The sequence below is a fragment of the Pelotomaculum schinkii genome (genome assembly GCF_004369205.1).
GTDB lineage: Bacteria > Bacillota > Desulfotomaculia > Desulfotomaculales > Pelotomaculaceae > Pelotomaculum_C > Pelotomaculum_C schinkii.
The window spans coordinates 1,830,724-1,856,277 of the sequence record NZ_QFGA01000001.1 but is presented as its reverse complement, the minus strand read 5'-3'; the positions used below and the strand labels follow the sequence as shown (position 1 = coordinate 1,856,277).

The window sequence follows — 25,554 nt, the reverse complement described above, 5'->3', positions numbered from 1 at the left end:
AACAAACTAAGCCCAGAAAATTACAATATCTGGGTCTGAGAGGGTGGTCCAGCTAAGGGAGGCGATTAATCACCCCTCTTTCTGGGAGTATAAAGCTGGTTCGTGCGCAGCAAAGCATAAACCAGCCGGACCAATTTTCTTGCGGTAAGGACGAGGGCTCTTTTATGTTTATGAGTATGGGCTTCATCGTACTTGACCCGGTAGAAACAGCCATATTCCTGATCATGCAACCGAATCAGGTTAGCGGCCTCTACAAGATAATAGCGCAAGTACTTGTTGCCAGAGCGGACACGCCGGATATCCTCGGCCTTCCACTCACCCGACTGTTGTTCATTCCATACCAGCCCGGCAAATTTGGCCAGGGACTTATGATTTTTAAAGCGTTTGATATCGCCAACTTCAGCCAGGATACCGGCGGCATAAACTGGGCCGATACCCTTGATGGAATTCAATGTTTGAGGAAGCGCCTCCAGATGTTTGGCAATCAGCTTGTCCAACTTTTTAAGCTCAGACTGCATGGCCTTGATTACACTGATACTGGTGGCCAGAGAAGCATTTACCGGGTCAGCTAAAGACTTGCTCAGACGGTAGGAAGATCGGGCCGCCTTTTGCAGGGCCTTGGCTACTCCTTCCGAGTCTACCAGACGGTTTTTGCTCTTCTCTTCCAGAAAGGACACCAGTTTCTCCAGTGGCATAGCGGCGAGTTCATCCGGGGATAAAAATTCCTGCACGACTGCTATAGCCGTAGCGCCAAACTGGTCAGAAAAAATTTTCTCCTGGCGTAAAGAGCTGAACTTCAAGAAAAGGTTATTAAGAAAATAAGTCTTCTCCCGTGAAATCATCATCGCCAGGTGAAATCTAGAACGGGTTAACCGTTGTAAAGCAAGGAAACGCTCATCCATAAAGACCTCCTGTGGGAGGCGACCAAAGCGCAACTTATCCGCAATAACCCAGGCATCCACGTCGTCGTTTTTTGGGAGGTCGTTATAAGACTTCTTGAACTGATGTACGACACGGGCATTTAGCACATGGACCTGTGGTGAAAACGGGGCCATCTTATCCGAGCTTTTAAAGAAAGAGGCCAGGTGGTAGCCATAATTGGAGGTGGCCTCCAAGCCCAGCACCACCTCTTGCGAGGAGTTGAGTACTGCAGCCTGTGCAACATGATCTACCAGCGCTTGGGCTCCAGATAAAGTATTGGGCACGTTAAACTTACGTACAGTATCACCATTGCTGTTAATACAGCGAACATTGTTTTTGCGCAGGCTAACATCAATACCGACAAAAAGTTTGCTCAAAAGATCACCTCCACTCCAAAAGAAATCAAGCAAGGTACAGGACCTGGGCGCCCTTGGGAACCGCCTTACTCAGCCTCGTAATAAGTACTCACCCGGTCAGGTGGGTGCATGAATGGGAAGCTGCAAAATCCCATCACCATAAAGCCGGGGGTACAACCAGCGGTTAGAAAAGGACGGCGGACCAAGGGTAACAGGCTTCACGAAGTAGTAACCCTAAAGGCTCCACGAGGGGAAGAAGAAATATCCCCATACCAACTTGTTGGTCACATTGTCCCGTAAAAAGGCGCCCATGTCCAGACACTGCTTGACAAATAACCGAAACTAATTCGTGCGCTCTACGGATGCTACGCATCCTTCGCGCAAAGATGGATTTTATCATTATTTTGAAAAACAATGCACTAAAAAAGGTAACAGAAAACCGGCCCGGCCAAGGTAGCTGCTAAACAGTGACCTGGGGGGCCGGCATAAAAGCTATTATCATCATAACAACCCATACCCATCTAAGAGGACTTCACTGCCCATTCGCACAATGGCGTTCAGAGCTTGGATTGTTGATATTGTATGATTATTTAATGTCTTAGTATCACCACCATATTTCAGGTACTGTTGACCAACCACTTCAATGGCTATTTCCACAATACAGTAGTCGCGCGACTGACCGGTACCAGGACCATACCCGCTGTGGAATAGGCAAATGATTTTTGTTGGTCTCGGTACCCGTACTTTGGGAACCGGTTCCCGAACCTATCTGGATTACCCATATTTCCCTCAATTGGAATTTTGGTTGTCCGGTGGTTCTAATACTATTATACGAGGGGAATTGAAATGAGTACAAAACCCGATGACTTGATTTCTTACTCAACTTATAAATATTCTTTAACTATTACAGAAGATACTTCTGTAGCTGATGTAGCTTTATCAAAACGTTATGATGAAGCATGGCTATTGGCCAGGAGAGCCGCATCCCTTTTAAAAGAAAGTTTTGGGGCCAAAAAGGTAGTGGTGTTTGGTTCTTTAGCCAAACGTTCATTATTTACACGCTGGTCCGATGTTGATTTGGCTGCATGGGGCATCCCTGATGAACAATTTTATGCAGCGGTGGGTGTAGCAACTGGCCTAACTACAGATTTCAAGGTTGATTTAGTTGATGCTCAAACCTGCCGTGATACCTTGCGTAGAGCCATTGAAGCCGAGGGAATTGAAGTATGAACAAAGAATATTTAACTCTTGCGAGCAGGGTTCGTGAAGAAATCAATGAGCTTAAGCAAATTGTTGACCGCACGCAGGCTGGTTGGGAACGTGTAAAGCGAACAGGAGATGAATTTTATCTGGATAGCGTGGCTTTAAACCTCCATAGTTTTTATACAGCACTTGAAAGAATCTTTGAGTTGGTTTCTGCAAACGTAGATCAAACAAGACCAAAAGGAGAAAACTGGCACCAAGAACTATTACGCCAAATGGCTACTGAAATTGAGCTGATAAGGCCTTCCGTTATTTCAAGGGAAACAAGAAACTATTTAGATGAATACAGGGGTTTTCGCCATATTGTAAGAAATATATATAGTTTTCAGCTATCTAGTGCCAAAATGGCGCCATTAGTAAATAAGTTGCCGAAAGTATTTAATCGTTTAAAAAAGGAAATAGATGAATTCTCTTGCTTTCTTGAAGCAAAAGGTGATGTGAAATGATAAGTAAGGGACAGGCAAATAGCTAGACTTATGAATAAGTCCGTCACCGGGGCGCCGTGTGCGATTGAAATCGCACCTACATTGGGTTGTTGCAAATGCCGATGGTGTCGCGGGAAGCGACATTGTCCGGAAACTATCACAAAGGATGAGTAAATGAATATAAACCGCCCGCTTATACAAACCCTGTCCTGGCTCGCCGTGCTTCTCTGGATGCTGGCCATCTATCTCCTTTCCGCGCAGCCGGCCGGCTTATCCAATGCCAACAGCAAGGGCATCGTAACCCGCGTGGTCGACACCACGGTAAAGCTTACCAAAGCGAAAATCACGGAACCGCAGAAGCTGGAACTGATCGAGCGCATCAACTCCGTGGCCCGCGAGTACATGCACGGGGTGGTGTTTCTTGTGCTGGGACTGTTGGCGCAAAACGCTGCAGCGCAAAGCGGCGCCAGGGGGATGAAAGCGATTGCGATCTCCCTGGCCATATGTGTCGCCTATGCCGTAACCGATGAAATCCACCAGCTCTATGTGCCCGGCAGGGCTTTTCAAGTCAGCGATATCGCCATGGATGCTGTTGGCAGCATGATGGGCATCGGGCTCGTATACTGTATAAGAAACAGAATAAGGAACAGAGTACGGGTAAACTGAAAAGCGAACATAAAAAAAGCAGTATATCACGGAGACTGGGGGAAGGGCGGTCAAAGGGCTAAATGTTCTTCTTTGGCCGGTAAGGCAGCATAAGCCGGGGTGGCATCCATGCCGGCGGGGAAGTTTGGCAGCACTATTTAGGCCATATATATGCTTTCCGCGCAGCTGGCCGGCTTTTCCAATGCCAGCAGCAAAGGCATCGCGACCCGCGCGGTCGACACCATGGTGTAGAAAAATTAAACCGGAGGCCAACCTCCGGCTTGCTGTTTTGAAGTTGAGGATCAGAAGAAAATCAGTTTGAATTTCTCATTCTCACCTACTGTTGTTGAATCTGTGCATATAGCGGATTTTCCAGAACTGTCAGACATTCCGCCGTTGTTAACTGCCGTTATGTAGTTCCCTGACCTCAAACATTTCCCAGATGTCAATCTTTGTTGCGTCTGTGTGAATGGGGAGTCGATTGGCAGGTTCATCCATCCCACCTTTGTTTACAGCAGTGAGAAAACATCCATTTGCCGTTTGAATTGCACATTTGCATTCTTCAATAATTTTCATAGTTATGAAGTGATTAAGCGCCGCCGGCCGCGGCCACAAGAGATTTTCCAACGCATATATGCCTCACCCCTTTTTAGTAGTGGAGTTTCCCGCTCCCGGACAAGCTCCATGAAACTACTATATCAGAATGAAACCGGCTTTAGGATACTCTGTGCATGAATGACCGATATATGGTATAAACGACAGCGGAAGGCACAGAGGGACGGTTCGAAAGCGCCGGGATAAACCGGGCATAAAGTAGGAGATGTACCATCTCCGGAGTAATTCCTATGCTAATTTTTGGTGCGACACATGTTGTCAATGGCCAGGCAGGCTAGCGAATATAAGCTGGAATCCTGTAAAACATAAATACCGGCACGCTCACTGAACAAAAGGAAAAGCCTCTGATACTTAACCGTACCGGAGGTTTTTTCCTGGATTATTTAGCGTTTAAACGTGAAAGATATATCAGTTGAGCTTTGAATTGATGTTCTTTGTTTGTAAGAATTGTATAACCAAAGATATTGTCCTTCTTTACTTCTGTTGGAATCCCTTGGTGATTAAAGTATACGGCTATGATATCGGCCTCTGCACGAGTCTTGGCATAAACAATATGGCATTCCATTTTATTAGCCATTCAGATACTACCTCTTTACTAATGTAATGTTTGATTAAATCTGTATATAAACAGGCAGGGTCTATCCGAAATGCTCTGATACACTATATTTTAAGTCATTACTGAGCTTATGGCAATACCTAACTAAGCTTATGGCATATTATATTGGCCGCTGTCAGCCTTTATAGTTAACTGTAAAGGAGTTGAGGCTGTGAATTACCGGTTGTTGGGAGAAAAGATTAAAAGACTACGCCGGAATAAAGGGTTAACGCAAGAAGCCTTAGCGGAAAAAACCAATTTAACACCCTCATATATTGGCCAAATTGAACGGGGCGAAAGAAAATTAAGTGTTGAGACTTTAGTACAAATTGGGAACATCTTGGGGGCCAGTTTTGACTATCTTTTACAGAGTGATCCCCGGGCAAAATATGATTCTGCTTTAGATGAACTGGCTGCTGCGTTTAGAGGAAGGACACAGAACGAAATCAAAATGATCATTGAAGTTGGCAGGACTATTTTCAAACACAGTAAATAGAAATCAGAGATAAAGGCTGTGATAGGCAGCCCATCCATGCGTGGAGCCCAGCATGTGAACTGTTTTCACAGATTACCGGAGGTCAAGGGTGGGAGCTATGCGGCTCTTGTAGACACCGGTCTTACATACCCGTCCAACAAATTTCTCATTATGCGATTATCTAAGGAAGTGGTGAAATGGCCCATCCGGCAAAAGAGTATATGAATATACTAAAACAAGCTTATAGAAGGCATCAGCTCGTACCATTTGTCGGAGCTGGTTTGTCGTTTCCTTTCGAAATGCCCGGATGGGGTACACTTCTTGATGATGTTTGTGGAAAATTTGATTATGAATTCCTTACTGAGCATAGAGAAGAAATTTCAAAACTCATCGAAGAACATCGATATTTGGAAGCCGTAGATGAGATGAGGAAAGCGGGCATCGGGGAAGAGGATTTGAAGGCCTCAATTTGCGGAGCAATCCAGCGCAAAAGACAAAAAGAGGTTGAAGAACCGCCTGATAATATCTATAAGGATTTGGCTAAAATGAACTGCACCAAGTATCTGACTACAAACTATGACAACTATTTATCCGAGTATGTTGGTAAAGGTCCCAGTGATATTTCACATTTATTCAAAGAATTCAGCAACGAGTGGGACGATGTGATTCACGATGGGGCTGTATATAATCTGCACGGAGATTATACGAAGCCTTCAACGATTGTTCTTTCCAGGGAATCGTATAATAATTTATATCAGAATAGCATAGAGTTTCAAACGGTGCTTGAGCATTTTAGAGAAAGATACGTATTGCTTTTTATTGGGGTCTCTTTGGACGATGAATATATACAGCAAGTGTTAGAAGTAAGCAGTGAAAGATTGAGAGCTAGACATTTTATACTACTAGCTAATATATCGGTGGAAAAACGCCTTGAAATGGAGAAGCGATATGATGTAAAGATCTTAAGATATTCCACTGATAACGGGGACCACATAAAAGGTATTCGTGAAATACTCAATGAGATTATAAGTGTAAGTGATCAAATAGATGAGCAAGAAGCACAAAGTCAGATTTTGAAAGGCAGTGATCAGAGAACAATTTATCAGCCTCAAAGTATGATGAGTGTGAAAACTGAGTGTCTGACACTTGTAGATCCAACTGAATCTCTTCCTTCCAAGGATTCTACTATATACGATAAAGTAAAAGAGATCAAAAAGCTGCAGAAAAATGGTCAGATAGACGAAGCAATTGCTGAATACAACCGAATTCTGCAGGGGAGTATTTTTGAACCTCTCTCAACTGAGGATAAGAAGATGCTTATAAAGGGGATGCTTTATTGTTATATCCTGATTCGGGATTACCCTTCTGCGGCTTCTTTGGTTGAATCTGCCATGAAATTGCCAAAATGCAAAGATGATATAGATCTTCTATCCTGCATCGTTGATTATCAATTTAATATTGGTGATTTTGAATCGGCTTATAAAACGGCTAATGAGTGGTATGAAATGGCTCCTGAGGATCCCCTGCTCCTTGGCTTAAAGGTTTATACTGAAAACATTTGTACTGAAATTCCTTATGAAAGAGCTTTTGATATGCTTTTGAATGAGGATATGGATTTGATTGTTAATACTGAAGACGACGATCAACGTCAGTTTATTTACCGTTTGACTGGAGAAATTGCGCTGCATTACAAAATGTATGGCGATGCGCTTCGGCTACTGCGAAGAGCATATGAAATTGATGATAATATTTTTAATATTGAGGACCTGGGAATAGCAACCTACTTTAAGGCTATTGGAGAAGCGGATGACGGTATTACGATTAAGATAAATGCCGTCAATCTAAATGATTTAAGTAAAGCAGTAGAATATTTTGAAGCTGGATTTGCCAGAGCCAAAGGAAGTGTACGGCGGGGAATCCATTCAAGAGTTGCAATCCCTTATTTGAGAAGTTTGTTTTACTTGAGGAGAACCATGGATTTTGATCGGATGTACGATCAACTCATAGAGTATTGTGGCGATGACTTATATGAAATAAGCCGGATGAAGGCAATTAATAATATTCAATTGAATAAGAGTAGTGTCAATGATATCAATATGCTAAATGAAACGGATAAAGCTTTAATTTCCAGCGAGTTTTACAACATGCGTGGTATGACTGAGCATGCAATTCAGGCTTTGAAACCAGTTGTGGATAAAATCTATAAAGATAATGAGGATATTCTTATTCAATTTCTAGCCACTCTTTTGAATGCTAAAGCAAAGGATCGGTTTAATGATTATTTTGTGAAGTATTCAGAATATTGGAACCATAGCGATAAGATGCAGATAATTAAAAGCTTTTATTATGAAGTGAATGGAGAATACGCAGAAGCAGAAAAGACGATCCGGGATATCATTAACCAAGAGCCATCGGTTATAAACTACAATATCTTGATAACCTTTTATCGGAGGACAGGGCAAGTTCATTCTATAGGCAATATATATGAGGAAGTCCTTAAGGACAAGCCGGAACTTGTGAATCAAGATCCGGATAGCTTTTATCTTGCTTACCATGATTATTTGATGAAAATTAATAACATTGATAGAGCATATTGGCTATATTCAAATAAGGTAAAATACAAGTGCGGATCGGATATTCGTAAGGTTATAGAAGTTGATTTAAAGGTAAGACTAAATGATTTCAGTGGAATTATAGGGAGTGCGCTGGATATATATGAAAAATATCGTTATTATGGTGAAACAATATACGCATATTATGCCTCTGTTGCATATCTCCATTATAATGATTTAGAAAAAGCTAGATATTATCTAAATTTGTATAAGGCTAACGGACACGTGGATCAGCAATCCAATATCTTAGTGCAAAAGGTGGAGGGAAAACTAGATATTCTTCAGAAGAGAACTGAAGTTAATGGCAACGTCAAAACAAATCATATTAAAAATATTGCACTCGAAGCAATAAGTAAAAACACAGAAATTCTTATCCCTAAAAATGAATCGATTGTTATTGATGCGCCAGCTATATATGCTCTGTTTCATCTTGGCAAAGAGCGATTGTTAGAAGATATTCCAGAGATTCTTATTGTGTTTACAACGGTTGGACTGCTCCATAATGTGTACTGTGACTGCGGAGATGAATTAATATTTAAGATTACCGAATATATAAGAAGGGCAAAAAATGTCCACATTACTTCACCTTCCATGGAAAGTATAATGTATAGCAGAAAAAATTTTTCTAATCTGGGTCAGGATTTTTATGACAGCTTTAACCTGACGATTCAAAGGGGAAATCCCTTTGTTACAGCTTACCAATGGTCATTTGCTTTTCAGCAAAACGCATTACCTGCGCTGCTGCCTGAAGGGGTTAAGACAATCAAAATAGTTAATAACAGGATTTTGATTTATACAGGAAATTGTTAATCTGCCTTTGATCGAAAACTCTCCCGTACTCACCATGCCGGATGCTCAGCATAAGCTGTATAAAGCTTACCAAAGCGAAAATCACGGAACCGGAGAAGCTGGAGCTGATCGAGCGCATCAACTCCGTGGCCCGCGCGTACATGCACGGGGTGGTGTTTCTTGTGCTGGGACTATTGGCGCAAAACGCCGCAGCGCAAAGCGCCGCCAGGGGGATGAAGAGCTTGACTGACATATGCAAGGATCTTGAGGTGCTCCAAATTTCTAACAGCAGGCCCTCTTTCTGTTGGATTAAATAACCTTTTTGCAACGTCATGTGTTATAATTAAAGCGTATGTATGCGAACGCGGAGGTGGTTTTTTGAGCCTTAGTAGATATAGAGACCCGGTGCATGCATTTATTGAGGTAAAACCTCTTGAAAATAAAATAATTGATTCTGCTCCATTTCAAAGATTAAGAAATATTAAGCAACTTGCTTTAACCAACTTAGTTTACCATGGAGCTGAGCATACTCGTTTTGGTCATTCTTTGGGAGTAATGCATTTAGTAACGAAAGCGTTTCGCTCGGTTGTAAGTAAAAATCCAGATTTTTTATCGAAGGAAAAGATAGCTTGGTATGAACAAATATTAAGGGTCATTGCATTGACTCATGATTTGGGGCATGCACCATTCTCACATGCATCTGAAGTGGTCTTTCCTGGTAAATTAAAACATGAGGATTTCACAGAAAAAATAATTAAAGAAACATGTATAGCAGATTATATTCGGGAGATCGGAAAAGAATATGCTCAACAGTATGGAGAAAAATATGATATTACTCCAGAACTAATTTGTGGCATATATAATGGTAGAGATGCTGGCGAAAACTCAGAGTTTGTATTTTTAAATAGCTTTATGGACAGTGAATTGGATTGTGACAAAATGGATTATTTGTTAAGAGATTCATTGTATTGTGGGGTTAATTACGGCAAATTTGATGTCGAGCGATTGGTTTCTTGTTTAACGGTTTTTTTGCAGGAAGGAATTCCACGTTTGGCGATTGAACATGGTGGAGTTCAAGCGTTTGAGGAATTCGTTTTAGCAAGATACTTTATGTTTGTGCAAGTATATTTTCATAGAACCAGAAGATTTTTTGATATTATTTTTGCGCGTGCATTAGAACAAATACTACCTAATGGTACATATCCTGATTCTGTTGACGAATATATTAAATGGGATGACAGTAGAGTCTTTCAACTAATGAAGGAACATTTTAATGATGTTGTTGATTGCAAGAGAATAATCCAGCGGTCAGTTTTTCCTGCTATATTAGAAACAAAGCCTCATCCTCAATCGGGAGATAAGCGGTATTTTGAAAGTCAGAAAAAGCTGTTGTTCAAAGAATTTGGCGCTGAATTTTTTATTGAGGATTATTCTGCCGATAAGATGCCGCATAAAATTCCAATGAAAGTTGACATAGAAAACGAAAAGGCTATTGTGATAGTAAACAAGAAAATTGATCAGCCAAGTACGATTTCTGATGAGTCGCATATTATTTCAAATTTGACCGAAAAAATAAATATAGAAAGACTTTATGTGTGCGAGGAAAAAGGTAATGATGCAATCGAATATTTAAAAAGTATTAATTGAAACTCTTTGAGAGGGGGAATATGGTGAATAATCTGAGGCGTTATATTAAAACTTTGGAAAGTATCTGCGAAGATAGGAAACTTGGTAAAAAGGCAGTCCAGAAATTAATGTACTTAATTGAGAGAAAAGGCGTCGAGTTTGATTTAGGGTATAATATACACTTTTTTGGACCTTATAGCGCTAAGCTTGATAATATTTTGCATAGATTGGAAAGTGATGAGGTAATAGAAATAGATACTACAGGGCGAACCCATACTATTAGTGTTATGGATTCCTCTAGGTGTGAGGGGGAAGAGCTTTCTTCTGAGGACAAGAAAACTGTTGAGTATGTGATAAGTAGATTTGGCAATAAGACAGCCTTTGAATTAGAGGGAATTGCAACTTTAGATTATGTTGCATGCAACTTGGTTGGTAGCGAAGGAAAAAGTGATATTGATATAATTAACGGTGTTAAAAGGATTAAAGGCACAAAATTTAATAACTCGCAATTATCTCAATATCTGGAAATATTAAAGGAAAATCATTATTTGAGCTAATTACATCGGTCGGTCACGTCGGTCACGGGGACGGGGTTGTTGACAACATTTCCAATATAGATATTAGAAGTTTTCTGACAGCCATCCAGATTCAGGTGTAGGTGTCCAGTACAGCGCCGGATCCAGCACGTAGGGTTGAGCTATTTCCAAGTTATCCCGTACCTGAAATTGGTTATGACATTATCGCTCCCGACAGGCTGATCAGGTTGAGCATGCCTTGTGCGTCATTTGTCGCCGTAATGGGTGTGGCATTGTACAATCTCAATTGTGGTGTCGGTAACGCGGTATAAAATTCGGTTAGTTTCGTCAATTCGGCGGCTCCATAATCCCGTTTTATCGCCTTTGAGCGGTTCCGGCTTGCCTATTCCCTCAAAGTTATTGCGCTGGATATCTTGCAACAACTGGTTGATACGGCGTAACGTTTTCTTGTCCTGCGTTTGCCAATATAAATAGTCCTCCCATGCGTTCTGTGCAAAAGTCAATGATTTACTCATCGGCCATAGTCTCTAATTCTTCCATTGTCTTGACCATCACCTGCCCACTTTTCAACTGCTCAAGGCTTTCTCTTATACGCGCTTGGTTGACCTCGCTCAAAAACGGGTCTGCGGCGATTTCAAAAGGTATTTTACCTTGCCTGACAACGGCTTTTGCAAAAATATTTATAGCTGTGGTCATGTTCAAGCCCATTTCATCAAAAAGTGTTTCGGCCTGCTTTTTAAGGTTTTCGTCCATACGGATTGTTACACTTGTAGTTGCCATAGTATCAGCTCCTTTCTGACTTTATATTGTAAGATAAATCACTTACAATGTCAATACATAGTATGCTAATTTTAGAAAATATAATACATGCAATTAGATCATTCACCACATTTTGCACCTGGAATTTAAATCGACAGTTCAGAGCAGCTTTCTATTCCTTCAGAATATACCGTTTCAGAATCATGTCCTGCAGCGTTAAACCGCTCAGCTGCTGCAATGGGGAGGTTCTAGTCAATTTTTATTTTCATGACTTATCTCCGGTCAAAGGGCTAAATGTTCTTCTTTGGCCAGTAAGGCGGCATAAGCCAGGGTGGCATCTATGTCGGCGGGGGATAAAGACGGATAATTTTTCAGAATTTCCTCCCGGCTTGAGCCGGCTGCGAGGTTATCTAAAATAACTGAAACGGGGATTCTGGTCCCGGCTATACAAGCTGCTCCGTGACAAACTTCCGGGTCGGTAGTTATTCGCTTTAGTAAACTCACAAGTAACACCTCCATTTAGTTCAGTTTATCATAAAGAAGAAACTCCAGGTTTAAACTGAAAGCAGCCGGTTTATAGCTGCCGGGGAGTGCACGTACTTTACTTACCGAATAAATCGCTATGAGAGCCCGTACGCGTCAGTGTCAGAACAAGAACGCCGTTATCGGCGCGGTACACTAGCAGCCAGTCGCTTTGAACGTGGCATTCCCGGTGCCCTGCCCAATTCCCGGTCAGCGCATGGTCACGGTTCTTTTCCGGCAGTGGTTCTCCCCTGGCGAGCAGTCGGATGATGTTATCCAGCAATTCGATATCAAGCCCACGTTTCATCGCCAGCTTGTAGTCCTGCTTGAATTGTGTCGTAAACAATGTCCAGTGTCATACTTTAAGCTCCCTCAGCGCTTCCTCTACATCGCTGTATCGTTTTGCGTCGGGGGCGACGGCAATGCGTTCGGCTTCCTTCATGGCGGCGACGGTAGCGTTGTTCGGCGTGCCCAGTTTTACCTCAAACGGGAAACCACCGACCCGAAGCGACTGTCTTAAAAACACATTAATGGCCGTCGTTAGGTTCATGCCAAGCTCTCCGTAAAGCATCTCGCACTGTTTTTTAACGTCGCTGTCCATACGGACGCTGAAATTTGTTGTATTGGCCACGGTAATCAACTCCTTTCGCAATTCAATGCATATATATTATATGCTAATTGCATTGCAATATCAACTCTTTAGCCGGAATATTGGGACGTGTCAGGGGGACGGGGTGAAAGCGCCGGTAAAGCATTGAGCGGACTTGACAGAATACGTGAAGCAGCGCGGAGAGAGTGCAATGCGTTCGGCTGTGTATAGGCATTTATTGATCATCCGGCTGATATGTAGTGATAATGTATTTACATTGGCCCTGGTTTGGGTATAATAGAGATGAAGGAGCTGATAGATATGAGCGAATATAACACCCCTAACGTGACGAATGCGGCCAAGACCTCCAGCTTCCAAATGCGGATTAATCCCGAGATCAAGCAGAAAGCGGAGATGATTTTTGCAAAATATGGCCTGACGCTGACAAACGCCGTCAATATATTTATCCAACAATCACTCAATGCCGGGGGTCTTCCGTTCCTTGTCTCGCAAGAAAACGCCGAATACCTTAAGGCAAAAGCGATGAAGCAGCTTGTAAGTGAGGTTGAAAAGGGGTGGCAGTCCGTTAAGACCGATGCCGACTGGATCCCGGAGGATGATATGTACAGCCGTTTGGGAGTTGAAAAATGAAGGTCAGGTATACCCCCGAGGCGTTGAACGATTTGCAGGAGATGAGCGACTACATCTCAAACGTTCTTTATAATCCACAGGCGGCGGCAAGGATCAAAAAAAGTATTCTTGATTCTTGTGGCCGCCTTAAGGAGCAACCTTTTTTGGGACCTTCTGTTCAGGTGAAGACGGGCTGCAAAACAGACCTGCGCTTTCTTGTATGCGAAAAACATCTGGCTTTTTACCGCGTTGAGAACGGATATATCTCCGTAGCCCGAATCATCAATGGAAGGCAGGATTACCTTCGCATACTATTCGGGGATATCGGAGAATAACGCATCCTCTTGCTGAAGTAGTCGGCTCCACGAGTAAGACCATATTCGGAGGAGGAAGGAAATACATAGGATTCTTCTTGAATCTTATCCCGGCCTGATTTAAGTATTGCCTGTTCTGTATAAGATAACGCTTTGGCGCAAGCAGCGTCCAGTCGCTCAATGGAATACTTGTCGGCTAGTTTCAAAAGTGCCATGCAAGCCTTGTAGCCTTGTTGCTCAACCTTGTGACGAGCCGGAGCCCTCCAGAATTTGAGAGAAAAATGATACAATAAAGAAGGTGTCAGAAGGACGGGTTTGTTGACAACATTATAATGAACCCCATTCTTGTGAAAGTGGGTACTGATATGCCATGTCATGAGCGGCAATTGCAGCCCAATTTACATCGATAATCTCACCAACACCTCTTGCAAGTAAAGAGACATTTGTAAAGGGAGCTCGTAATTTATCAAAGCTTTTCATACAATTCTCCCTCATACGGCAAGATTATTGCCAATCCACTCATTAAACTGTAGTGATTGATAGCTGGATGGCAAGGTTATTTGTTTAGCTTCGAGGATTTTTTGAAAACTCTTTTTCTTACAGTAAAGGCCAATACCATGTTGAGAAAACGCTTTCAATGTTTCATTTTGTGGCTTTGAAACATTTGTAAGTGCATAAGAATGTGACGCAAACCATGTATTAATTAAAGATTGCTCCACAACTCGGTTAATATTGTTGATTTTTGCTTCGACTGAAATAAGCTTGATTATGCTAAAAACATCACGCAACTCACGTGGACGCCAGCATTTGTTTCTATACGAAATCAACTTGGCATCAAGCAATTTTTCAAGCGAGGTTAATGTTTGTTTTTCCGGCAACTTCAAGCTTGAAATCAAATGGGAGCCGTTCACACCACGGGTCAACAGCAAGTGAGAAAGTATCTTTAAGTCGTTTACTGTAAGGTTTTTTCGTTCATCCGACCAGTTGTTTACTATTGATGGAAGGTATGATGCAAGCACAATATCTGGGAATCCAGATGAAACCCGAGGTTCTATAAATACTGCGAGATTTAATTTTTTATTATTGCGTTGAAATTGATGACAATAATACTCAACAAACTGTTTTACAAGTTCATATTCATCACCTTGTGTTATGGTTCTTGTAAACAGACCGATTTGTGGCATGTCGTTTTCAAGAACTGTTATTCGTTCCAATTGCAATCACTTCCTTTGCCACATCTTTCCATATTAATAATAACACACAGTAGCATGAAATGGAATGACTTATCACCCTGCAAACGAAGTCCTTTTCCTACTAAAACCGCCAGATTGCGCACATCTGGCGGTTTTATATATATCCTATTACCAAGGAGGTATCCCTATGCAATCCGCAACCCAAAATTCCCTCTACATGACAAAGGTATTATACTCCCGTCCGGCGCAATATGCCAGGACAAAATCAACCTCAAAACTCATCGAAGAACATCAATATTTGGAAGCCGTAGATGAGATGAGGAAAGCGGGGCTTCTTTCAGCAGTTTCTTTTTGAAAATGATTTATGCGCAAACAACCAAAAATACGCCTAAACGACTTCGTTTACGCGTCTGGACGTTTTTTTATTTGTGCTATACTAATTTATAGCGACAGGTGAAGGGCGGGATGGTGTTGTATCGTGTTGCAATTTGTGATGATGAAGAGATCTTTCTGGCCAAAATGCAAAACCTGGTACAGGAAATTTTTAATGAGCTTGGCATCGAATTTCAAATTGACACGTTTTCAACCGCAAAAGCACTGATGCAGACACTGGATGCCGACCCTTCGCGCTATCAAATTCTGCTGCTGGACATACTGATGGACCAGAACGGGGTGCAATTTGCCAAAGAACTTCGCGGAAAAGGCCATCACGAGGTCGGCATCGTTTTTGTAACAAGCGCCAAAGAGTATTCATTGGAAGGCTACAGCGTTTTCCCCATCCATTATCTGACCAAGCCGGTGCAAAAAAAGCAGCTGGCCGAGGTGCTCATAAAGGATTACCGGCAAAATTTCCGCGCGAAAAAGATTGTTCTGCCCCTGAGCGGAGGCTGCCAAATCCTTTTGGCGGACGATATTCACTATATCGAACTGCTCAACAGAACCGTTATTTTTCACCTGGCAAAGGGCGATGTTTCGATTCCCGGAACGCTGAAAAGGCTGGAACCGCGCCTTCCGCAGGGCGTGTTTTTGCGCTGCCACAAAAGTTTTGCCGTTAACATCAATAAAATTCAGGGATTGTCTCCTGACGGGTTCCGCCTGTTATCGGGAGTCACCGTCCCCATCGGAAGGGCCTACCGGCAGGAATCACTGCAGAAGATGATCGCGCATTTTCATGGCGGCTGAGACATCCTAAGCCTGTTTTGGGGGAGCATTTGCGGCGCCGGGCGGAACCGGCAGCATGGTTTTGAGCGTGAAGCTGCGGTCGTCGTAGGAGATATCAAGAAGGCTGCCGTATTTTTCCACGATGGCCTTTATTACCAGAATGCCGTAGCCGTGGGCGCCTTTTTCCTGCTTGGTGGTGAGAAAGCCTGCGCCGTTTTCAGTCAGCGCATTTTCTTTCGAATTGCTGCATCGAATGAGCAAAAAGTCGTTTTTCATTTTAACATACAGTTGGATCCACCTTTTGTTTTCCGGCACACCCATACAGGCTTCAATGGCATTGTTAAGCAAGTTTAAAAACAGACTGCTCAGATCGTTGTCGGGGATAGGCACATCCTTGGGAACCATTACCTCGTAGTCTATTCTAATGCCCTGCTTATATGCCCGGGCAAACCGGTTGGTAAGAATACAGTTGAGAAGAAAATGGTTCGAATACACCACAGGGGAAGTGATGGCCTCCCACCGGGAAATTCCCTGCACATATGCGGATATTTTATCTACATCGCCTTCCTCGCAAAGGATTTGCAAGGCCGAGGCATGGTTGTTGATTTCATGGCGCAGCAGTTTGATTTGTTGTAAGTTTTCTACCGTGGCTTCGCAATATTCCAGAGTCAACGCGTTTTTAAGCTTCATGATCCGGATTTCCTCCTGATCCTTTGCGCGCTGTTGCAGGAATTCGTAGAGGTTATAAAACCATATGGTTAAAATTATGCCGAAAAATGAAACTACATACACATTATAGAGCACGTCGTATCTCATTGTTTGAGCGATAATCGTACACAAGCAGGCGATACTCGCAGCTGCGACACAGGGTGAAATAAAGCGCAGAAATACATTGCCGCGCCGCAGCTCCAATAGCAGCAGGACAACCATAATCAAAAACAGAAGCTGGTAAAGCGGATTTATGACGGAAAGCAACCTGTAATAATCCAGGTGAAAAGCCGGCGGCAGCACCAGCGCGAGAAAGGCTGTTGCCAGAAATCCGCCCAGCACCAGATCGGTCGCCCGCTTGTAGTGAACCATCCGAATGCGCAAATACGCAATAATAAAAACAGGATATAATGTGTAGGTAAAACTGCGCATAAAAGAATTGATGTCAGGCGGAAACAGCAGATAGGCAATATAAGTCCGGCCAACACTGTAAATCCCCCACAGGATGCAGAATAGGCCGAAAAATAAATTTGCCCGGCGGTTTACATAGGAGCGCATCGGCAGCGCGGAAAATACCGCACAAACGAATCCTCCTAAAACGCATACCAATGAAAGAAACATGTACAATATGGACTTCTTTACGGCAAACACATGCAGTGACGACAAGTTTCCCAAATAAACAGGCTGCAGAGAACTGGCGAAAATAGCATAAGGCGACCAGATTTTGATTAGCAGGTTTTTCCCCGCGGCTTGCTCCGGCAACGCCACGAAATGCAGGCTTACCCCCGGATCGGTCTCAAGGGGCCGGTCCAGATTATCAAACAGCAGCGTCTCATCCAGGAACACCTGTATGCGCTGGTGAATGCTTACAAGCATCAGCGCGCCGTCTCGCACCGCGTGCTTCTCCGAAAGCGTGCGGCGTATTTGCAGCGCTTCATCTGCTTTTAGAGAAATGTCCGCCGGGTAATGCTCCAAATTGCTCCAAATACTGCCGGGACCTTTTTGTAATTGCCATCCTTCGCTCAGCAAGAAAATATTGTCCGTCCTATAGGGCCGGGCATATTGACTCAAATAGAGCAAAACTATACATGCGGCTATTAGCGCCAGAAGGGTTTGCGCAAGGATTGCGGCGGGTAATCTGTGATCGTTTGTCTTCTGTTTGTAGTTCAGCAAGGCGATGTCTCCTGAAAAACGTAGGTAACACTGACCATGGCAAGTATTTACAATTATACTATGATTATAGCATAATATAACCAAAAGAAAGGAGGATCGACATGAAGTTAAATATGCAACCGGGAGATGTCTTAGTTTTCGAAGCCGGGGACGACTGGATCGGCAAGAGCATCGCATTTCTGACCAAATCCACCGTCAGTCACTCGGCAATGGCTTTAGAGGAATTTCGGATTGTGGAAATGGGGCCGCATGGGATTGTGTCCCCGGGCGTACACGCAGATGAAAAAGGCAGAAAGGTTTACCTGCTGCGGCTGGAGCCCGGCCGTCCGGCCCAGCCATTGCTGCAGGCAGCGGAAGCCTACCTGCGGGAAGGGGTTGCTTTCGACTTCCCCGCTTTGTTTTTGCTGGCAGGCCTTCTTATCTACCGCGCCATACGCCCCACTCCAAAGCTGCAGCAACTCACAGATCTTGTGCTGCGGTCTGTTTGCAAGGGACTCGACGTGTTCATTAACAGGCTGCGACAGCGCGGCCATGCGCAAAAGGTAATGGTTTGCTCCCAGTTTGTATACCAGTGCTACCGTGATTGCGGCGAGGATTATCAAATTCACTTGCAGGGAGGCGATTTGCAAAACGGCATGAATATGGGGGATACCAATGAAAATATCCGCCTGATTGATCTGCTGGAGCAATCCGGTCCCATCAATACAAACCTTGTGGATATGCACAGCCCGGAAGAAAGCGGCATTTGTTCGGATCCCCAGCAATTGGCCCGAGAGCTGTACGCCGCGTTGACCGAATCCGACCCCAATGAAATGCCCGCCGGCGCAGATATGCGTGCGCTGCTGCCCGTTGTCCAAAAATTTCTTGAACTTGTGGAACAAATCCTGCGGGAGACAGAACAGGATATTCCTATCAATGCTCTGTTCGTTACCCCTGACGATCTTCTGCATCATGCAAAAAACCTGCGTGTTGTGGAAACAGCCTACATAACAAGAGATTGACGCGCAGGGGGACGGTTCGCCTGCGCATATTGCATACGCCTTCAGTATATTTTCTTTTGAAAAAATATGCATTGACGATTTTGCGGTTTTTACGGAAATGTAAGGGGGACGGGGTTGTTGACACGCGTTGCGGCACAGGTTAATAGACATAAATTTTTTTAAGATTTATTTACCCCGCAATGACTCCAAAACAATGATGCAAATAACAATCCCGTACCAATTTTGATAGTGATACGGGATACTTTTTTGTCATTATGGGATTATGTATGCTGCCATTAACCTTTTGTTACACCCAACCGTGAATTCCACCGTGGATTAATATCCTTTTACAATATTCTCGATGTTTAGCAGGGAGAACTTGCCGCCGTCGACGGGAAGCTGCTCGTGGAGAATGACCTTGACAATCGCCTCGCTGGCATCCTTGGTCGCCAGGGTCTGCTTGCAGAGGATCATGTGGTTGATGCCGGCTACCACCTGGGTTGCGCAATACACAACAGGAATGTAGGTCGCGCCGACCATTCCACCGAATACCTCGCTGAATCCCGATGCCACCTTTTCGGGCAGATCGCATGCCTTGATATCGAGAATTTTCCAGCCGCCTGTGAGTGCCATATCCTCACTCCTTTTTTTAGTATGCGGAGTTTCCCGCTCCGGAGAAGCCCATCAAACTGCTATAGTATTATCGTAGCGGATTTTTCCGTGGAGAAGCTCCATAAAATTACTATATCAGAATGAAACCGGCTTTAGTATACTCTGTGCATGAACGACCAATATATGGTATCAACGACAGCGCATATACAGTTTCAGAATCATGTCCGGCAGCGTTAAACCGCTCTGCTGCTGCAATGGCACGTTCTCTGCAATTTTTATTTTCTCTATACAGGACTTCCTTGCACATGATAAAATAACCTAATTAGCAATGCGAGGAGACTCGCAGTAATACTTTATCAGAAACAGAGTACGGGTAAACTGAAAAGCGAACATAAAAAAACCAGGGTATGATAGAGACTGGGGGGATGAATGTCATGAAAAAGTTATTGTTTGCGTTAATCATAATTCTTATTGTGATTGCAGGAGTGTATAAGATTGGCATGCAGTATGGCTCGGAAGTAGTAATTGATAAGATAGCCAATCAGGTGTTGTCGAAGGACGAGATAGATCAATTGATTGAAGACCCCAAAGTCCAAAAAACCATTGAGGAGCAATTGGGAGCCGGAGCCCTGCAAAATTTGAGGAAGGAACAGTCCAACAACGGTACTGTTCCCGATGCTGTTCCCAATGCTCCCGATGCGAGCAACCTTCCCCAAACCGGCACAAATAGTCAGCTTGTTTTTGCTACGCCAGAAGAAGCTTTAAAATTTTTATTGACTAAATTTTCCATGTCTGAACTGAATGGTTTTATTAAGATGGCTGACGGGGGCGTTACCACCGCAGAAAAGAACCAAATAAAATCTGCTTTAATGTCACGTTTAACCCCGGAAGAGTATCAGGCTTTAAAAGTGCTTGGCCTCATAGAACTCCAAAAAAGGCAAAACAGTATGAACTCGAACTAAAATTCGTGCCGCCACGTTTAGCAAATGGGTTGTCTCATAACACGCAAATACGCTCTTTAGGAATGGGGGTCAGGCTATACTTTGTTCAAGCCTGACCCCTTGGACTTAGATGATTACGGTGGCGCCGTCAAACTTGGTGAAGGAGAAGCCGCTAAAATCCTCATTGAAGGTCCTTCTGTAATCCTGCAGGATCCCGATAGCCACCGCTTCACCTAGTTTGAGGCCTTCACTGGCGTCAGAACGCCAGTGGATGCCTGCGGTATCGCGGCCAATGGCGATATTGGCGGCCAGTTTGTTCAATTCCCCGCCTACCGTCAAAGGCGGCCCTGCGTAAGGCAACAGTGTGAGACCATCATCACTGGCCACAACCGGGTTGGGGATAATAAAGGATTCTTTGAAGAACGCCTTCAACATCGTGATCCCGGCTCCGGCAAAGCAGGCGTGACCGGCGGGATAGGCCGGATGAGTCGGGCAGCCTTCCGCATAGGCCTGGGGCAGCAGGTAGGAGCCAAACTTGTCGAAGATTTCGGAAACCGCTTGCGAATTGAGCAGCTCCGGATTAATCGGGTAGTTGGCGGCGCCCGTCAGACGGTTTTGGACGCGCCCTCCGAACTCCTCGGGACGCAGCCGGCGATGGACCAGGAATTTCTGGAACCAGGCCGCCACCTGGGATGCCCGCCCTGCCCGGGCCACAAAATCCAGAATATTTGGGGCGCCGAAGGTGACAAAACCAATCTGGGTTGCCGAACGTAGATAGGGGTTGGTTTGGGCCAGGGCGACCTGTCCAAGGCCGAGCAGGATCAAACAAGCGACGAGAGTACTCTGGAAGGGAAAATCCCGGTGTACATATTCGCCCAGATCGCGGCCGTTGCGGATGTAGCGGGGCCTGGGGTCGAATTGATTCATAGTTGCCGGAGCAAGTCCGTTCTGGATGTTCAACCATTCCTCATACCCGGTCAGGTGGTCATCGCCGGCCACCGTAGTGCGATACCGCTGGACGAAGGGCGTAGACCCCAGGACAAAGTCCTTCCACAGGAACTGGGAAATATAGGGCCCCACCAGGTCACCGGGCGTATTCCCGCGGAACAAGGTCCCCGTGGTAACGGCGCCATTGATTTTAGGCCCGCGAAAATCCGAGAATTTCGATAGATCAGTAGCAGCCGCGATAGTGAGCGGATCGGTGTCGTAAGCATTGAAAGGCACATCCCGGGTTAGCGCCTGCCAGTAAAGTTCGGCCATTTCACCTGCAAGCCAGGCGCTGCTGAAGGCCGGCGGCGCAATCATACCCAAATGGTGGGAATCAGGTCCCGCCATCTCAAAGGCATAAGCGGCCTGGGGGTTGGTGAGCTTGACAACGCCTCCCAGGGGTATAAATTCAAAATCGTCCGGGTTACCGGTGCTTAAAGCCCTGATGAAGTCCTGATAGGCATTGAGGTTAACCTCACCCAACTGATTGTGCGGCAACCCCTTGGAATAGTTGCCGATTTTGTTTGGAAAAACAATTTCATCACCGTTGCATGGATGGCCCGGGAGGGGAAGGTCCTTTTGAAAAAGGGCCGCTTCCTGGCGGACTTGAAACGCCTCTTGCTGGCGCTGCCGTGCGGAGGCCGGCCCAATTTCGCATGATGCCAGCATATTAATGTTCAAATCCACGGCCTTTCCTCTGCTGCTCCCCTCATTAATATTTGAAAAATCTTCGCTCATCTGAGTTCACTCCCTGATACATGGTTAATTACATAATATGTTAATATATCGAATTTGTTCCTGTTGCTATGTATCAGGGGCTGTCAAGGGGACGGAGTTGTTGTCATAAGTTAATAGATATGACAATGGGAACGGTTCTCGCTGTTAAAGCTGACGGAGCCTCCGTCTATTTTAGCGGGGCAAAGCTCAGGATGAGCTGCCGAAAGAATGTAGAAGAGGGTTTCTCTTCTCATGCATCATGCGAATTCACTCTCTTCATTTTTCCCCTTAAGACAATTTAAGGGCGGTTACTTTGACCGCCCTTTCGTGTTTAGTTCAGTGAAGTGACTTCATGACGTAGTTCATCCAGCGATGCGACATCGAGGAGATGTTCTGCCAGTATATCAATTTGGTCAACCGAAAGTTCTTTTATTCTTCCTAAAATATCATGTGGCAAAGCGCCAAAACGTTTTTCGGCTAACTTTACAAATATTTCTTGTCGTCCTTCCAACCTACCTTCCTGTCTACCTTTTTCGTGCCAGGATGTTGTGATTTCCATTATCTTCCGCACCTCCTCCGAAGTTAATTCCTGTGCTAATCATTGTTGAAGCGACTGTTCTTCTTTTAGGGTCAGAACGCAGTACTAAAAACGCTTACTTTTAGTCAATGGAAAATCCAGACAAGATTTTGTAATAGTTAGACGCGATTCTACTATTTTTTGACAATAAGCATAGACAATCAGCTTTAATATTGCTAACTTATAATCGACTCCATTTTTCCGCTTTAGTCCATTCAAGGGGTTGGTCAAGGCGATGGCTGGCCCGTGGACGTAGTGCCTTCTATTGTACCGTACTCATACCAGGCGAATTATTTGTTTTTCAGGTTTTTGTTTTGAGCTCCTCTCAAAACTCGATCCGGTTTATAACTCCCAATAAACCGGGTCAATTTTTTCTTGTGGGGAATAATGTGTGATAGCGACAATATAAATATGGAATAAGAAGATCTTGGATGATGATAAAAAACCTTCTAAATGGTGATCAAACTAAGATGAATAATGAGGTTAAGGTTGAAATAAAAAAACTCTTTAAAGAGATAATGGACGATTGGCTGCTGCAGTTTAATTATTTTATAGAAGTAGGCTCAATGGACCCTTTGCAGGCTGAACAAAAGGCGCTGCAAAAGTACAGAAGCTGGGCCACACAACTTGAAACCCTGCTGAAAGAAGATTAACGCCCTTTGTGATTGAAGGGCTTTTTTAATTCATCATTTCCAGCACGAAAGCAATTGCCGCCAAAATCAGCAGGCAGGCAAAAGCCACGTTGAGGTTAAGGCGGTTTTTATACAGGAAATTATTGATCCTCGTTTTTGCCCTTCTATAGAGATTTTTCTTTTTCTTTTTGCGGATCATGATAAAATAGTAGCATCCGTTTCAGTAAATTATTGAAAATGTATATTCTTGTTTTCACAGTCGGATCCTGCCCGAAAAACCGGAGAAGAAAGAAATTTTAGGAGTTGTTGCCTTTGTCCCTGCTGCTGTTTTCCATCCGCAACGCTTTTCGCAAAAAAGCTGTGGCCGCCCTGGCGGTACTCGGGGTGGCCTTTGGCTGCGCCCTGATGACCTTCCTCTTTTCCGTGACGACCGGGATGGAGAAACGGGTGGAAACGACGTTTTCCAACCTGGCGGGCCAGATCACGATTACCCAAAAGGGTTCTATGTTCGGCGGCCTGCTGCAGGGTATCGGCTCCTCCTCTATTCCGGTTTCCTACATTGATATTATTAAGGACGTGCCCAATGTAAATAATGTGACGGGGCAGGTTACAAACATCCTGCGACCGGCAGGGGCAACGATGGTTCTGCCGCTGTTCGGGTACGGAGTGAATGAAACGAGGACGGAGATCGGTCCTTTTCAGAGAATTATAGAAGGGACTGCGCCTGCCCGTGACGATGAAGTGGTAATCGGCAAGAGCCTGTTGGAGTATCTTGCGTTCTTAAACGTTACCTATCAAATCGGCGGAGTTTATACGTTTGAGATCCCCGGTAAGGAAGCGGACAACCTGAACCTTAAGGTCGTCGGCGTTTACCGTACCGGCAACGAACTGCTGGACGGCGGTTTCAGCGGCACGGAGCAACTGGCCCGGGATATCGGCGGCCTGAAGCCCGGCAGTTTATCGGCCATCAGCGCCCAGGTCGGGAGCATGGAATACGTCGAGGAGGCCGCCCGGGAGATTGAAGAGCGCCTGAGCGGGAAAAAGCCGGAGGTGCAGGTCGTGGCGCCGCGGGAACTGCTGCTCCCGCTTAACAACGTGCTCCGCGTCCTGAAGCAGTTTTTCCTGGCGGTTTCTTCTGTGGCGGTGGCGGCCGGCAGCCTTACGATTATGGTGGTGATGCTGCTGTCGGTGGTCGAGCGCAGGCGCGAGTTCGGCATTCTCAAGGCCCTCGGCTGGACTCCGTGGGACATAGCCTGCATGGTGTTGGTGGAGTCCATAACTTTAAGCCTGCTCGGCGCGGGGATCGGGGTTGCCCTGGGGTACGGCGGACTGATTGCGGTCAAGGAGTACCTGGCCATCGACATCGGCGCGCCGGGCTTAAGGGTGGCCGCGCTGGTTTGCGCCTGCGGCGTTCTGGTCGGCGCGGCGGGTGGCCTTTACCCGGCCTGGCGGGCTAACCGCGCCGCCCCGGCGGAAATCCTGCGCGGGTGACCATGGGGACGGCTTTTAGACGGGAGGAGTCTTTCGATGGCGGATATATTGATATCGCTTAGAAATGTGGAGCGTATTTACGGGCGGGGATCTTCCGCGGTCAGGGCGCTGTCTGTAGACCGGCTGGATATTGACCGGGGAGACTTTGTGGCCGTGACCGGCCCGTCCGGGGGCGGCAAGACTACCTTGTTAAATTTGCTGGGGGCGTTGGACCGGCCCAGCCGCGGCCGCGTCATGGTCGCCGGCAAGGATATCGCGGGTCTGGGCGAGGCGGCGCTCTGCCGCTACCGGCGGGAAAAGGTGGGGTTTGTTTTTCAATCCTACTGCCTGCTGCCCACCTTGAGCGCGCTTTCGAATGTGCTGGCCCCGTCAATACCTGAAGGATACGGCCGTCGCGCACGCGACCGCGCGCGGGAGCTCCTGCGCCGGGTGGGCCTGAATGGCGCCGAAAAGCGCCTGCCAGGCGAGCTCTCCGGCGGTGAACAGCAGCGGGTGGCCATCGCCAGGGCGCTGCTGTTGGACCCGGAGCTGATCCTGGCGGACGAGCCCACGGGGAACCTGGACTCGGCCAACGGCGCCGGCATCATCGAACTGCTGAAAAGTTTGCATGAAACGGGGAAGACGGTGCTGGTGGCCAGCCACGACCAGCGGGTGGCGGACGCCTGCGGCAGGGTTCTGCGCTTGGTGGACGGCAGCCTGGTTAGCTAAGT

The 25,554-nt window shown here is 45.3% G+C and carries 30 protein-coding genes; 16 read left to right on the top strand and 14 right to left on the bottom strand.

Going from position 1 to position 25,554, the window contains the following annotated elements:
• Nucleotides 1-65: 65 nt before the first annotated feature.
• Complete coding sequence (locus tag Psch_RS08600) at nucleotides 66-1,298, bottom strand: IS110 family RNA-guided transposase (protein ID WP_134220441.1); 1,233 nt, start codon at nucleotides 1,296-1,298, stop codon at nucleotides 66-68.
• An 825-nt stretch (nucleotides 1,299-2,123) separates the two neighbouring features.
• Between Psch_RS08600 and Psch_RS08595 the strand changes: the two genes are divergently transcribed.
• The 3 genes from Psch_RS08595 to Psch_RS08585 all read left to right on the top strand — a co-directional run bounded on the left by Psch_RS08595 (nucleotide 2,124) and on the right by Psch_RS08585 (nucleotide 3,631).
• A complete protein-coding gene (locus Psch_RS08595; protein WP_134219363.1) occupies nucleotides 2,124-2,507 on the top strand; it encodes a nucleotidyltransferase family protein in 384 nt (127 codons plus the stop codon).
• The gene (locus tag Psch_RS08590; protein ID WP_134219362.1) at nucleotides 2,504-2,986 is read left to right on the top strand and encodes a ribonuclease toxin HepT-like protein; all 483 of its coding nucleotides are present in this window, start codon (nucleotides 2,504-2,506) and stop codon (nucleotides 2,984-2,986) included. Before Psch_RS08595 ends, Psch_RS08590 begins: the two co-directional genes overlap by 4 nt.
• Nucleotides 2,987-3,139: 153 nt before the next feature.
• Nucleotides 3,140-3,631 carry a VanZ family protein gene (locus tag Psch_RS08585; protein WP_134219361.1) on the top strand — a complete coding sequence of 164 codons (492 nt, stop codon included), beginning with the start codon at nucleotides 3,140-3,142 and terminating at the stop codon, nucleotides 3,629-3,631.
• Nucleotides 3,632-4,604: 973 nt separating this feature from the next.
• On the opposite strand, the gene Psch_RS08580 is transcribed toward Psch_RS08585, so the two are convergent.
• The gene (locus tag Psch_RS08580) at nucleotides 4,605-4,802 is read right to left on the bottom strand and encodes a hypothetical protein (RefSeq protein WP_134219360.1); all 198 of its coding nucleotides are present in this window, start codon (nucleotides 4,800-4,802) and stop codon (nucleotides 4,605-4,607) included.
• Nucleotides 4,803-4,992: 190 nt separating this feature from the next.
• Between Psch_RS08580 and Psch_RS08575 the strand changes: the two genes are divergently transcribed.
• The 5 genes from Psch_RS08575 (at nucleotide 4,993) to Psch_RS08555 (ending at nucleotide 10,879) form a co-directional block, all read left to right on the top strand.
• Entirely contained in the window at nucleotides 4,993-5,316 is a 324-nt protein-coding gene (locus Psch_RS08575) for a helix-turn-helix domain-containing protein (protein ID WP_190239886.1), read from the top strand.
• 176 nt (nucleotides 5,317-5,492) lie between these two features.
• Nucleotides 5,493-8,717, top strand: coding sequence for an SIR2 family protein (locus Psch_RS08570; RefSeq protein WP_190239885.1), 3,225 nt, complete (start codon nucleotides 5,493-5,495; stop codon nucleotides 8,715-8,717).
• 41 nt (nucleotides 8,718-8,758) lie between these two features.
• The gene (locus Psch_RS08565) at nucleotides 8,759-9,013 is read left to right on the top strand and encodes a hypothetical protein (protein WP_190239884.1); all 255 of its coding nucleotides are present in this window, start codon (nucleotides 8,759-8,761) and stop codon (nucleotides 9,011-9,013) included.
• A gap of 61 nt (nucleotides 9,014-9,074) precedes the next feature.
• Complete coding sequence (locus Psch_RS08560) at nucleotides 9,075-10,343, top strand: HD domain-containing protein (protein WP_134219356.1); 1,269 nt, start codon at nucleotides 9,075-9,077, stop codon at nucleotides 10,341-10,343.
• Between the two features lie 20 nt (nucleotides 10,344-10,363).
• Nucleotides 10,364-10,879, top strand: a complete 516-nt coding sequence (locus Psch_RS08555; RefSeq protein WP_134219355.1) for a type II toxin-antitoxin system antitoxin SocA domain-containing protein — start codon at nucleotides 10,364-10,366, stop codon at nucleotides 10,877-10,879.
• A 224-nt stretch (nucleotides 10,880-11,103) separates the two neighbouring features.
• Here the strand turns inward: Psch_RS08555 and Psch_RS08550 are convergent, their stop codons facing one another.
• The 5 genes from Psch_RS08550 to Psch_RS08530 all read right to left on the bottom strand — a co-directional run bounded on the left by Psch_RS08550 (nucleotide 11,104) and on the right by Psch_RS08530 (nucleotide 12,770).
• Nucleotides 11,104-11,373, bottom strand: a complete 270-nt coding sequence (locus tag Psch_RS08550; RefSeq protein WP_134218779.1) for a Txe/YoeB family addiction module toxin — start codon at nucleotides 11,371-11,373, stop codon at nucleotides 11,104-11,106.
• Nucleotides 11,366-11,638, bottom strand: a complete 273-nt coding sequence (locus tag Psch_RS08545) for a type II toxin-antitoxin system RelB/DinJ family antitoxin (protein ID WP_134218778.1) — start codon at nucleotides 11,636-11,638, stop codon at nucleotides 11,366-11,368. Before Psch_RS08545 ends, Psch_RS08550 begins: the two co-directional genes overlap by 8 nt.
• A gap of 261 nt (nucleotides 11,639-11,899) precedes the next feature.
• Complete coding sequence (locus Psch_RS08540; protein ID WP_243120604.1) at nucleotides 11,900-12,121, bottom strand: DUF433 domain-containing protein; 222 nt, start codon at nucleotides 12,119-12,121, stop codon at nucleotides 11,900-11,902.
• Between the two features lie 97 nt (nucleotides 12,122-12,218).
• Entirely contained in the window at nucleotides 12,219-12,446 is a 228-nt protein-coding gene (locus tag Psch_RS08535; RefSeq protein ID WP_134218782.1) for a type II toxin-antitoxin system YafQ family toxin, read from the bottom strand.
• A gap of 48 nt (nucleotides 12,447-12,494) precedes the next feature.
• Nucleotides 12,495-12,770, bottom strand: a complete 276-nt coding sequence (locus Psch_RS08530; protein ID WP_134218776.1) for a type II toxin-antitoxin system RelB/DinJ family antitoxin — start codon at nucleotides 12,768-12,770, stop codon at nucleotides 12,495-12,497.
• 279 nt (nucleotides 12,771-13,049) lie between these two features.
• Between Psch_RS08530 and Psch_RS08525 the strand changes: the two genes are divergently transcribed.
• Nucleotides 13,050-13,379, top strand: coding sequence for a type II toxin-antitoxin system RelB/DinJ family antitoxin (locus Psch_RS08525; RefSeq protein ID WP_134218775.1), 330 nt, complete (start codon nucleotides 13,050-13,052; stop codon nucleotides 13,377-13,379).
• Nucleotides 13,376-13,693: a type II toxin-antitoxin system RelE/ParE family toxin gene (locus tag Psch_RS08520; protein ID WP_134218774.1), complete on the top strand. Its 318-nt coding sequence runs from the start codon at nucleotides 13,376-13,378 to the stop codon at nucleotides 13,691-13,693. The genes Psch_RS08525 and Psch_RS08520 overlap by 4 nt, the downstream gene beginning before the upstream one ends.
• Nucleotides 13,694-13,999: 306 nt before the next feature.
• On the opposite strand, the gene Psch_RS08515 is transcribed toward Psch_RS08520, so the two are convergent.
• Nucleotides 14,000-14,152, bottom strand: coding sequence for a hypothetical protein (locus Psch_RS08515; protein WP_190239883.1), 153 nt, complete (start codon nucleotides 14,150-14,152; stop codon nucleotides 14,000-14,002).
• An 11-nt stretch (nucleotides 14,153-14,163) separates the two neighbouring features.
• Nucleotides 14,164-14,886 (bottom strand): hypothetical protein, encoded by a 723-nt coding sequence (locus Psch_RS08510; protein ID WP_134218773.1) that lies wholly within the window; start codon nucleotides 14,884-14,886, stop codon nucleotides 14,164-14,166.
• Nucleotides 14,887-15,330: 444 nt separating this feature from the next.
• Between Psch_RS08510 and Psch_RS08505 the strand changes: the two genes are divergently transcribed.
• Nucleotides 15,331-16,047, top strand: a complete 717-nt coding sequence (locus Psch_RS08505; RefSeq protein WP_134218772.1) for a LytR/AlgR family response regulator transcription factor — start codon at nucleotides 15,331-15,333, stop codon at nucleotides 16,045-16,047.
• 6 nt (nucleotides 16,048-16,053) lie between these two features.
• Here the strand turns inward: Psch_RS08505 and Psch_RS08500 are convergent, their stop codons facing one another.
• The gene (locus Psch_RS08500) at nucleotides 16,054-17,907 is read right to left on the bottom strand and encodes an ATP-binding protein (RefSeq protein ID WP_190239882.1); all 1,854 of its coding nucleotides are present in this window, start codon (nucleotides 17,905-17,907) and stop codon (nucleotides 16,054-16,056) included.
• A 101-nt stretch (nucleotides 17,908-18,008) separates the two neighbouring features.
• On the opposite strand from Psch_RS08500, the gene Psch_RS08495 reads away from it, so the two are divergent.
• Nucleotides 18,009-18,908 (top strand): hypothetical protein, encoded by a 900-nt coding sequence (locus tag Psch_RS08495; protein ID WP_190239881.1) that lies wholly within the window; start codon nucleotides 18,009-18,011, stop codon nucleotides 18,906-18,908.
• A 315-nt stretch (nucleotides 18,909-19,223) separates the two neighbouring features.
• On the opposite strand, the gene Psch_RS08490 is transcribed toward Psch_RS08495, so the two are convergent.
• On the bottom strand, nucleotides 19,224-19,520 hold the full coding sequence (locus tag Psch_RS08490) for a hypothetical protein (RefSeq protein WP_190239880.1): 297 nt from the start codon (nucleotides 19,518-19,520) through the stop codon (nucleotides 19,224-19,226).
• A 404-nt stretch (nucleotides 19,521-19,924) separates the two neighbouring features.
• Here Psch_RS08490 and Psch_RS08485 point away from each other — a divergent pair, with 404 nt between their 5' ends.
• Nucleotides 19,925-20,461, top strand: a complete 537-nt coding sequence (locus tag Psch_RS08485; RefSeq protein ID WP_190239879.1) for a hypothetical protein — start codon at nucleotides 19,925-19,927, stop codon at nucleotides 20,459-20,461.
• Nucleotides 20,462-20,566: 105 nt separating this feature from the next.
• On the opposite strand, the gene Psch_RS08480 is transcribed toward Psch_RS08485, so the two are convergent.
• Nucleotides 20,567-22,096 (bottom strand): vanadium-dependent haloperoxidase, encoded by a 1,530-nt coding sequence (locus Psch_RS08480; protein ID WP_345789071.1) that lies wholly within the window; start codon nucleotides 22,094-22,096, stop codon nucleotides 20,567-20,569.
• Nucleotides 22,097-22,475: 379 nt separating this feature from the next.
• The gene (locus tag Psch_RS08475; RefSeq protein WP_190239877.1) at nucleotides 22,476-22,703 is read right to left on the bottom strand and encodes a DUF4351 domain-containing protein; all 228 of its coding nucleotides are present in this window, start codon (nucleotides 22,701-22,703) and stop codon (nucleotides 22,476-22,478) included.
• 449 nt (nucleotides 22,704-23,152) lie between these two features.
• On the opposite strand from Psch_RS08475, the gene Psch_RS08470 reads away from it, so the two are divergent.
• Complete coding sequence (locus Psch_RS08470) at nucleotides 23,153-23,374, top strand: hypothetical protein (protein WP_190239876.1); 222 nt, start codon at nucleotides 23,153-23,155, stop codon at nucleotides 23,372-23,374.
• A gap of 25 nt (nucleotides 23,375-23,399) precedes the next feature.
• Here the strand turns inward: Psch_RS08470 and Psch_RS08465 are convergent, their stop codons facing one another.
• Entirely contained in the window at nucleotides 23,400-23,552 is a 153-nt protein-coding gene (locus tag Psch_RS08465) for a hypothetical protein (protein ID WP_190239875.1), read from the bottom strand.
• Between the two features lie 113 nt (nucleotides 23,553-23,665).
• On the opposite strand from Psch_RS08465, the gene Psch_RS08460 reads away from it, so the two are divergent.
• Together Psch_RS08460 and Psch_RS08455 are read left to right on the top strand one after the other, a co-directional pair.
• Entirely contained in the window at nucleotides 23,666-24,844 is a 1,179-nt protein-coding gene (locus Psch_RS08460; protein ID WP_190239874.1) for an ABC transporter permease, read from the top strand.
• A 36-nt stretch (nucleotides 24,845-24,880) separates the two neighbouring features.
• Entirely contained in the window at nucleotides 24,881-25,552 is a 672-nt protein-coding gene (locus Psch_RS08455) for an ABC transporter ATP-binding protein (protein WP_190239873.1), read from the top strand.
• The last annotated feature ends 2 nt before the right edge of the window (nucleotides 25,553-25,554 follow it).

Bases quoted from the DNA above. Each gene is read 5' to 3' on its own strand.
- Psch_RS08580 (WP_134219360.1), bottom strand. From the start codon at position 4,802: ATGGCTAATAAAATGGAATGCCATATTGTTTATGCCAAGACTCGTGCA.
- Psch_RS08535 (WP_134218782.1), bottom strand. From the start codon at position 12,446: ATGAAACGTGGGCTTGATATCGAATTGCTGGATAACATCATCCGACTG.
- Psch_RS08455 (WP_190239873.1), top strand. From the start codon at position 24,881: ATGGCGGATATATTGATATCGCTTAGAAATGTGGAGCGTATTTACGGG.
- Psch_RS08470 (WP_190239876.1), top strand. From the start codon at position 23,153: ATGATGATAAAAAACCTTCTAAATGGTGATCAAACTAAGATGAATAAT.
- Psch_RS08475 (WP_190239877.1), bottom strand. From the start codon at position 22,703: ATGGAAATCACAACATCCTGGCACGAAAAAGGTAGACAGGAAGGTAGG.
- Psch_RS08490 (WP_190239880.1), bottom strand. From the start codon at position 19,520: ATGGCACTCACAGGCGGCTGGAAAATTCTCGATATCAAGGCATGCGAT.
- Psch_RS08520 (WP_134218774.1), top strand. From the start codon at position 13,376: ATGAAGGTCAGGTATACCCCCGAGGCGTTGAACGATTTGCAGGAGATG.
- Psch_RS08585 (WP_134219361.1), top strand. From the start codon at position 3,140: ATGAATATAAACCGCCCGCTTATACAAACCCTGTCCTGGCTCGCCGTG.
- Psch_RS08485 (WP_190239879.1), top strand. From the start codon at position 19,925: ATGAATGTCATGAAAAAGTTATTGTTTGCGTTAATCATAATTCTTATT.
- Psch_RS08545 (WP_134218778.1), bottom strand. From the start codon at position 11,638: ATGGCAACTACAAGTGTAACAATCCGTATGGACGAAAACCTTAAAAAG.
- Psch_RS08550 (WP_134218779.1), bottom strand. From the start codon at position 11,373: ATGAGTAAATCATTGACTTTTGCACAGAACGCATGGGAGGACTATTTA.
- Psch_RS08465 (WP_190239875.1), bottom strand. From the start codon at position 23,552: ATGATCCGCAAAAAGAAAAAGAAAAATCTCTATAGAAGGGCAAAAACG.
- Psch_RS08595 (WP_134219363.1), top strand. From the start codon at position 2,124: ATGAGTACAAAACCCGATGACTTGATTTCTTACTCAACTTATAAATAT.
- Psch_RS08480 (WP_345789071.1), bottom strand. From the start codon at position 22,096: ATGCTGGCATCATGCGAAATTGGGCCGGCCTCCGCACGGCAGCGCCAG.
- Psch_RS08565 (WP_190239884.1), top strand. From the start codon at position 8,759: ATGCTCAGCATAAGCTGTATAAAGCTTACCAAAGCGAAAATCACGGAA.
- Psch_RS08555 (WP_134219355.1), top strand. From the start codon at position 10,364: ATGGTGAATAATCTGAGGCGTTATATTAAAACTTTGGAAAGTATCTGC.
- Psch_RS08570 (WP_190239885.1), top strand. From the start codon at position 5,493: ATGGCCCATCCGGCAAAAGAGTATATGAATATACTAAAACAAGCTTAT.
- Psch_RS08525 (WP_134218775.1), top strand. From the start codon at position 13,050: ATGAGCGAATATAACACCCCTAACGTGACGAATGCGGCCAAGACCTCC.
- Psch_RS08495 (WP_190239881.1), top strand. From the start codon at position 18,009: ATGAAGTTAAATATGCAACCGGGAGATGTCTTAGTTTTCGAAGCCGGG.
- Psch_RS08590 (WP_134219362.1), top strand. From the start codon at position 2,504: ATGAACAAAGAATATTTAACTCTTGCGAGCAGGGTTCGTGAAGAAATC.
- Psch_RS08515 (WP_190239883.1), bottom strand. From the start codon at position 14,152: ATGAAAAGCTTTGATAAATTACGAGCTCCCTTTACAAATGTCTCTTTA.
- Psch_RS08505 (WP_134218772.1), top strand. From the start codon at position 15,331: ATGGTGTTGTATCGTGTTGCAATTTGTGATGATGAAGAGATCTTTCTG.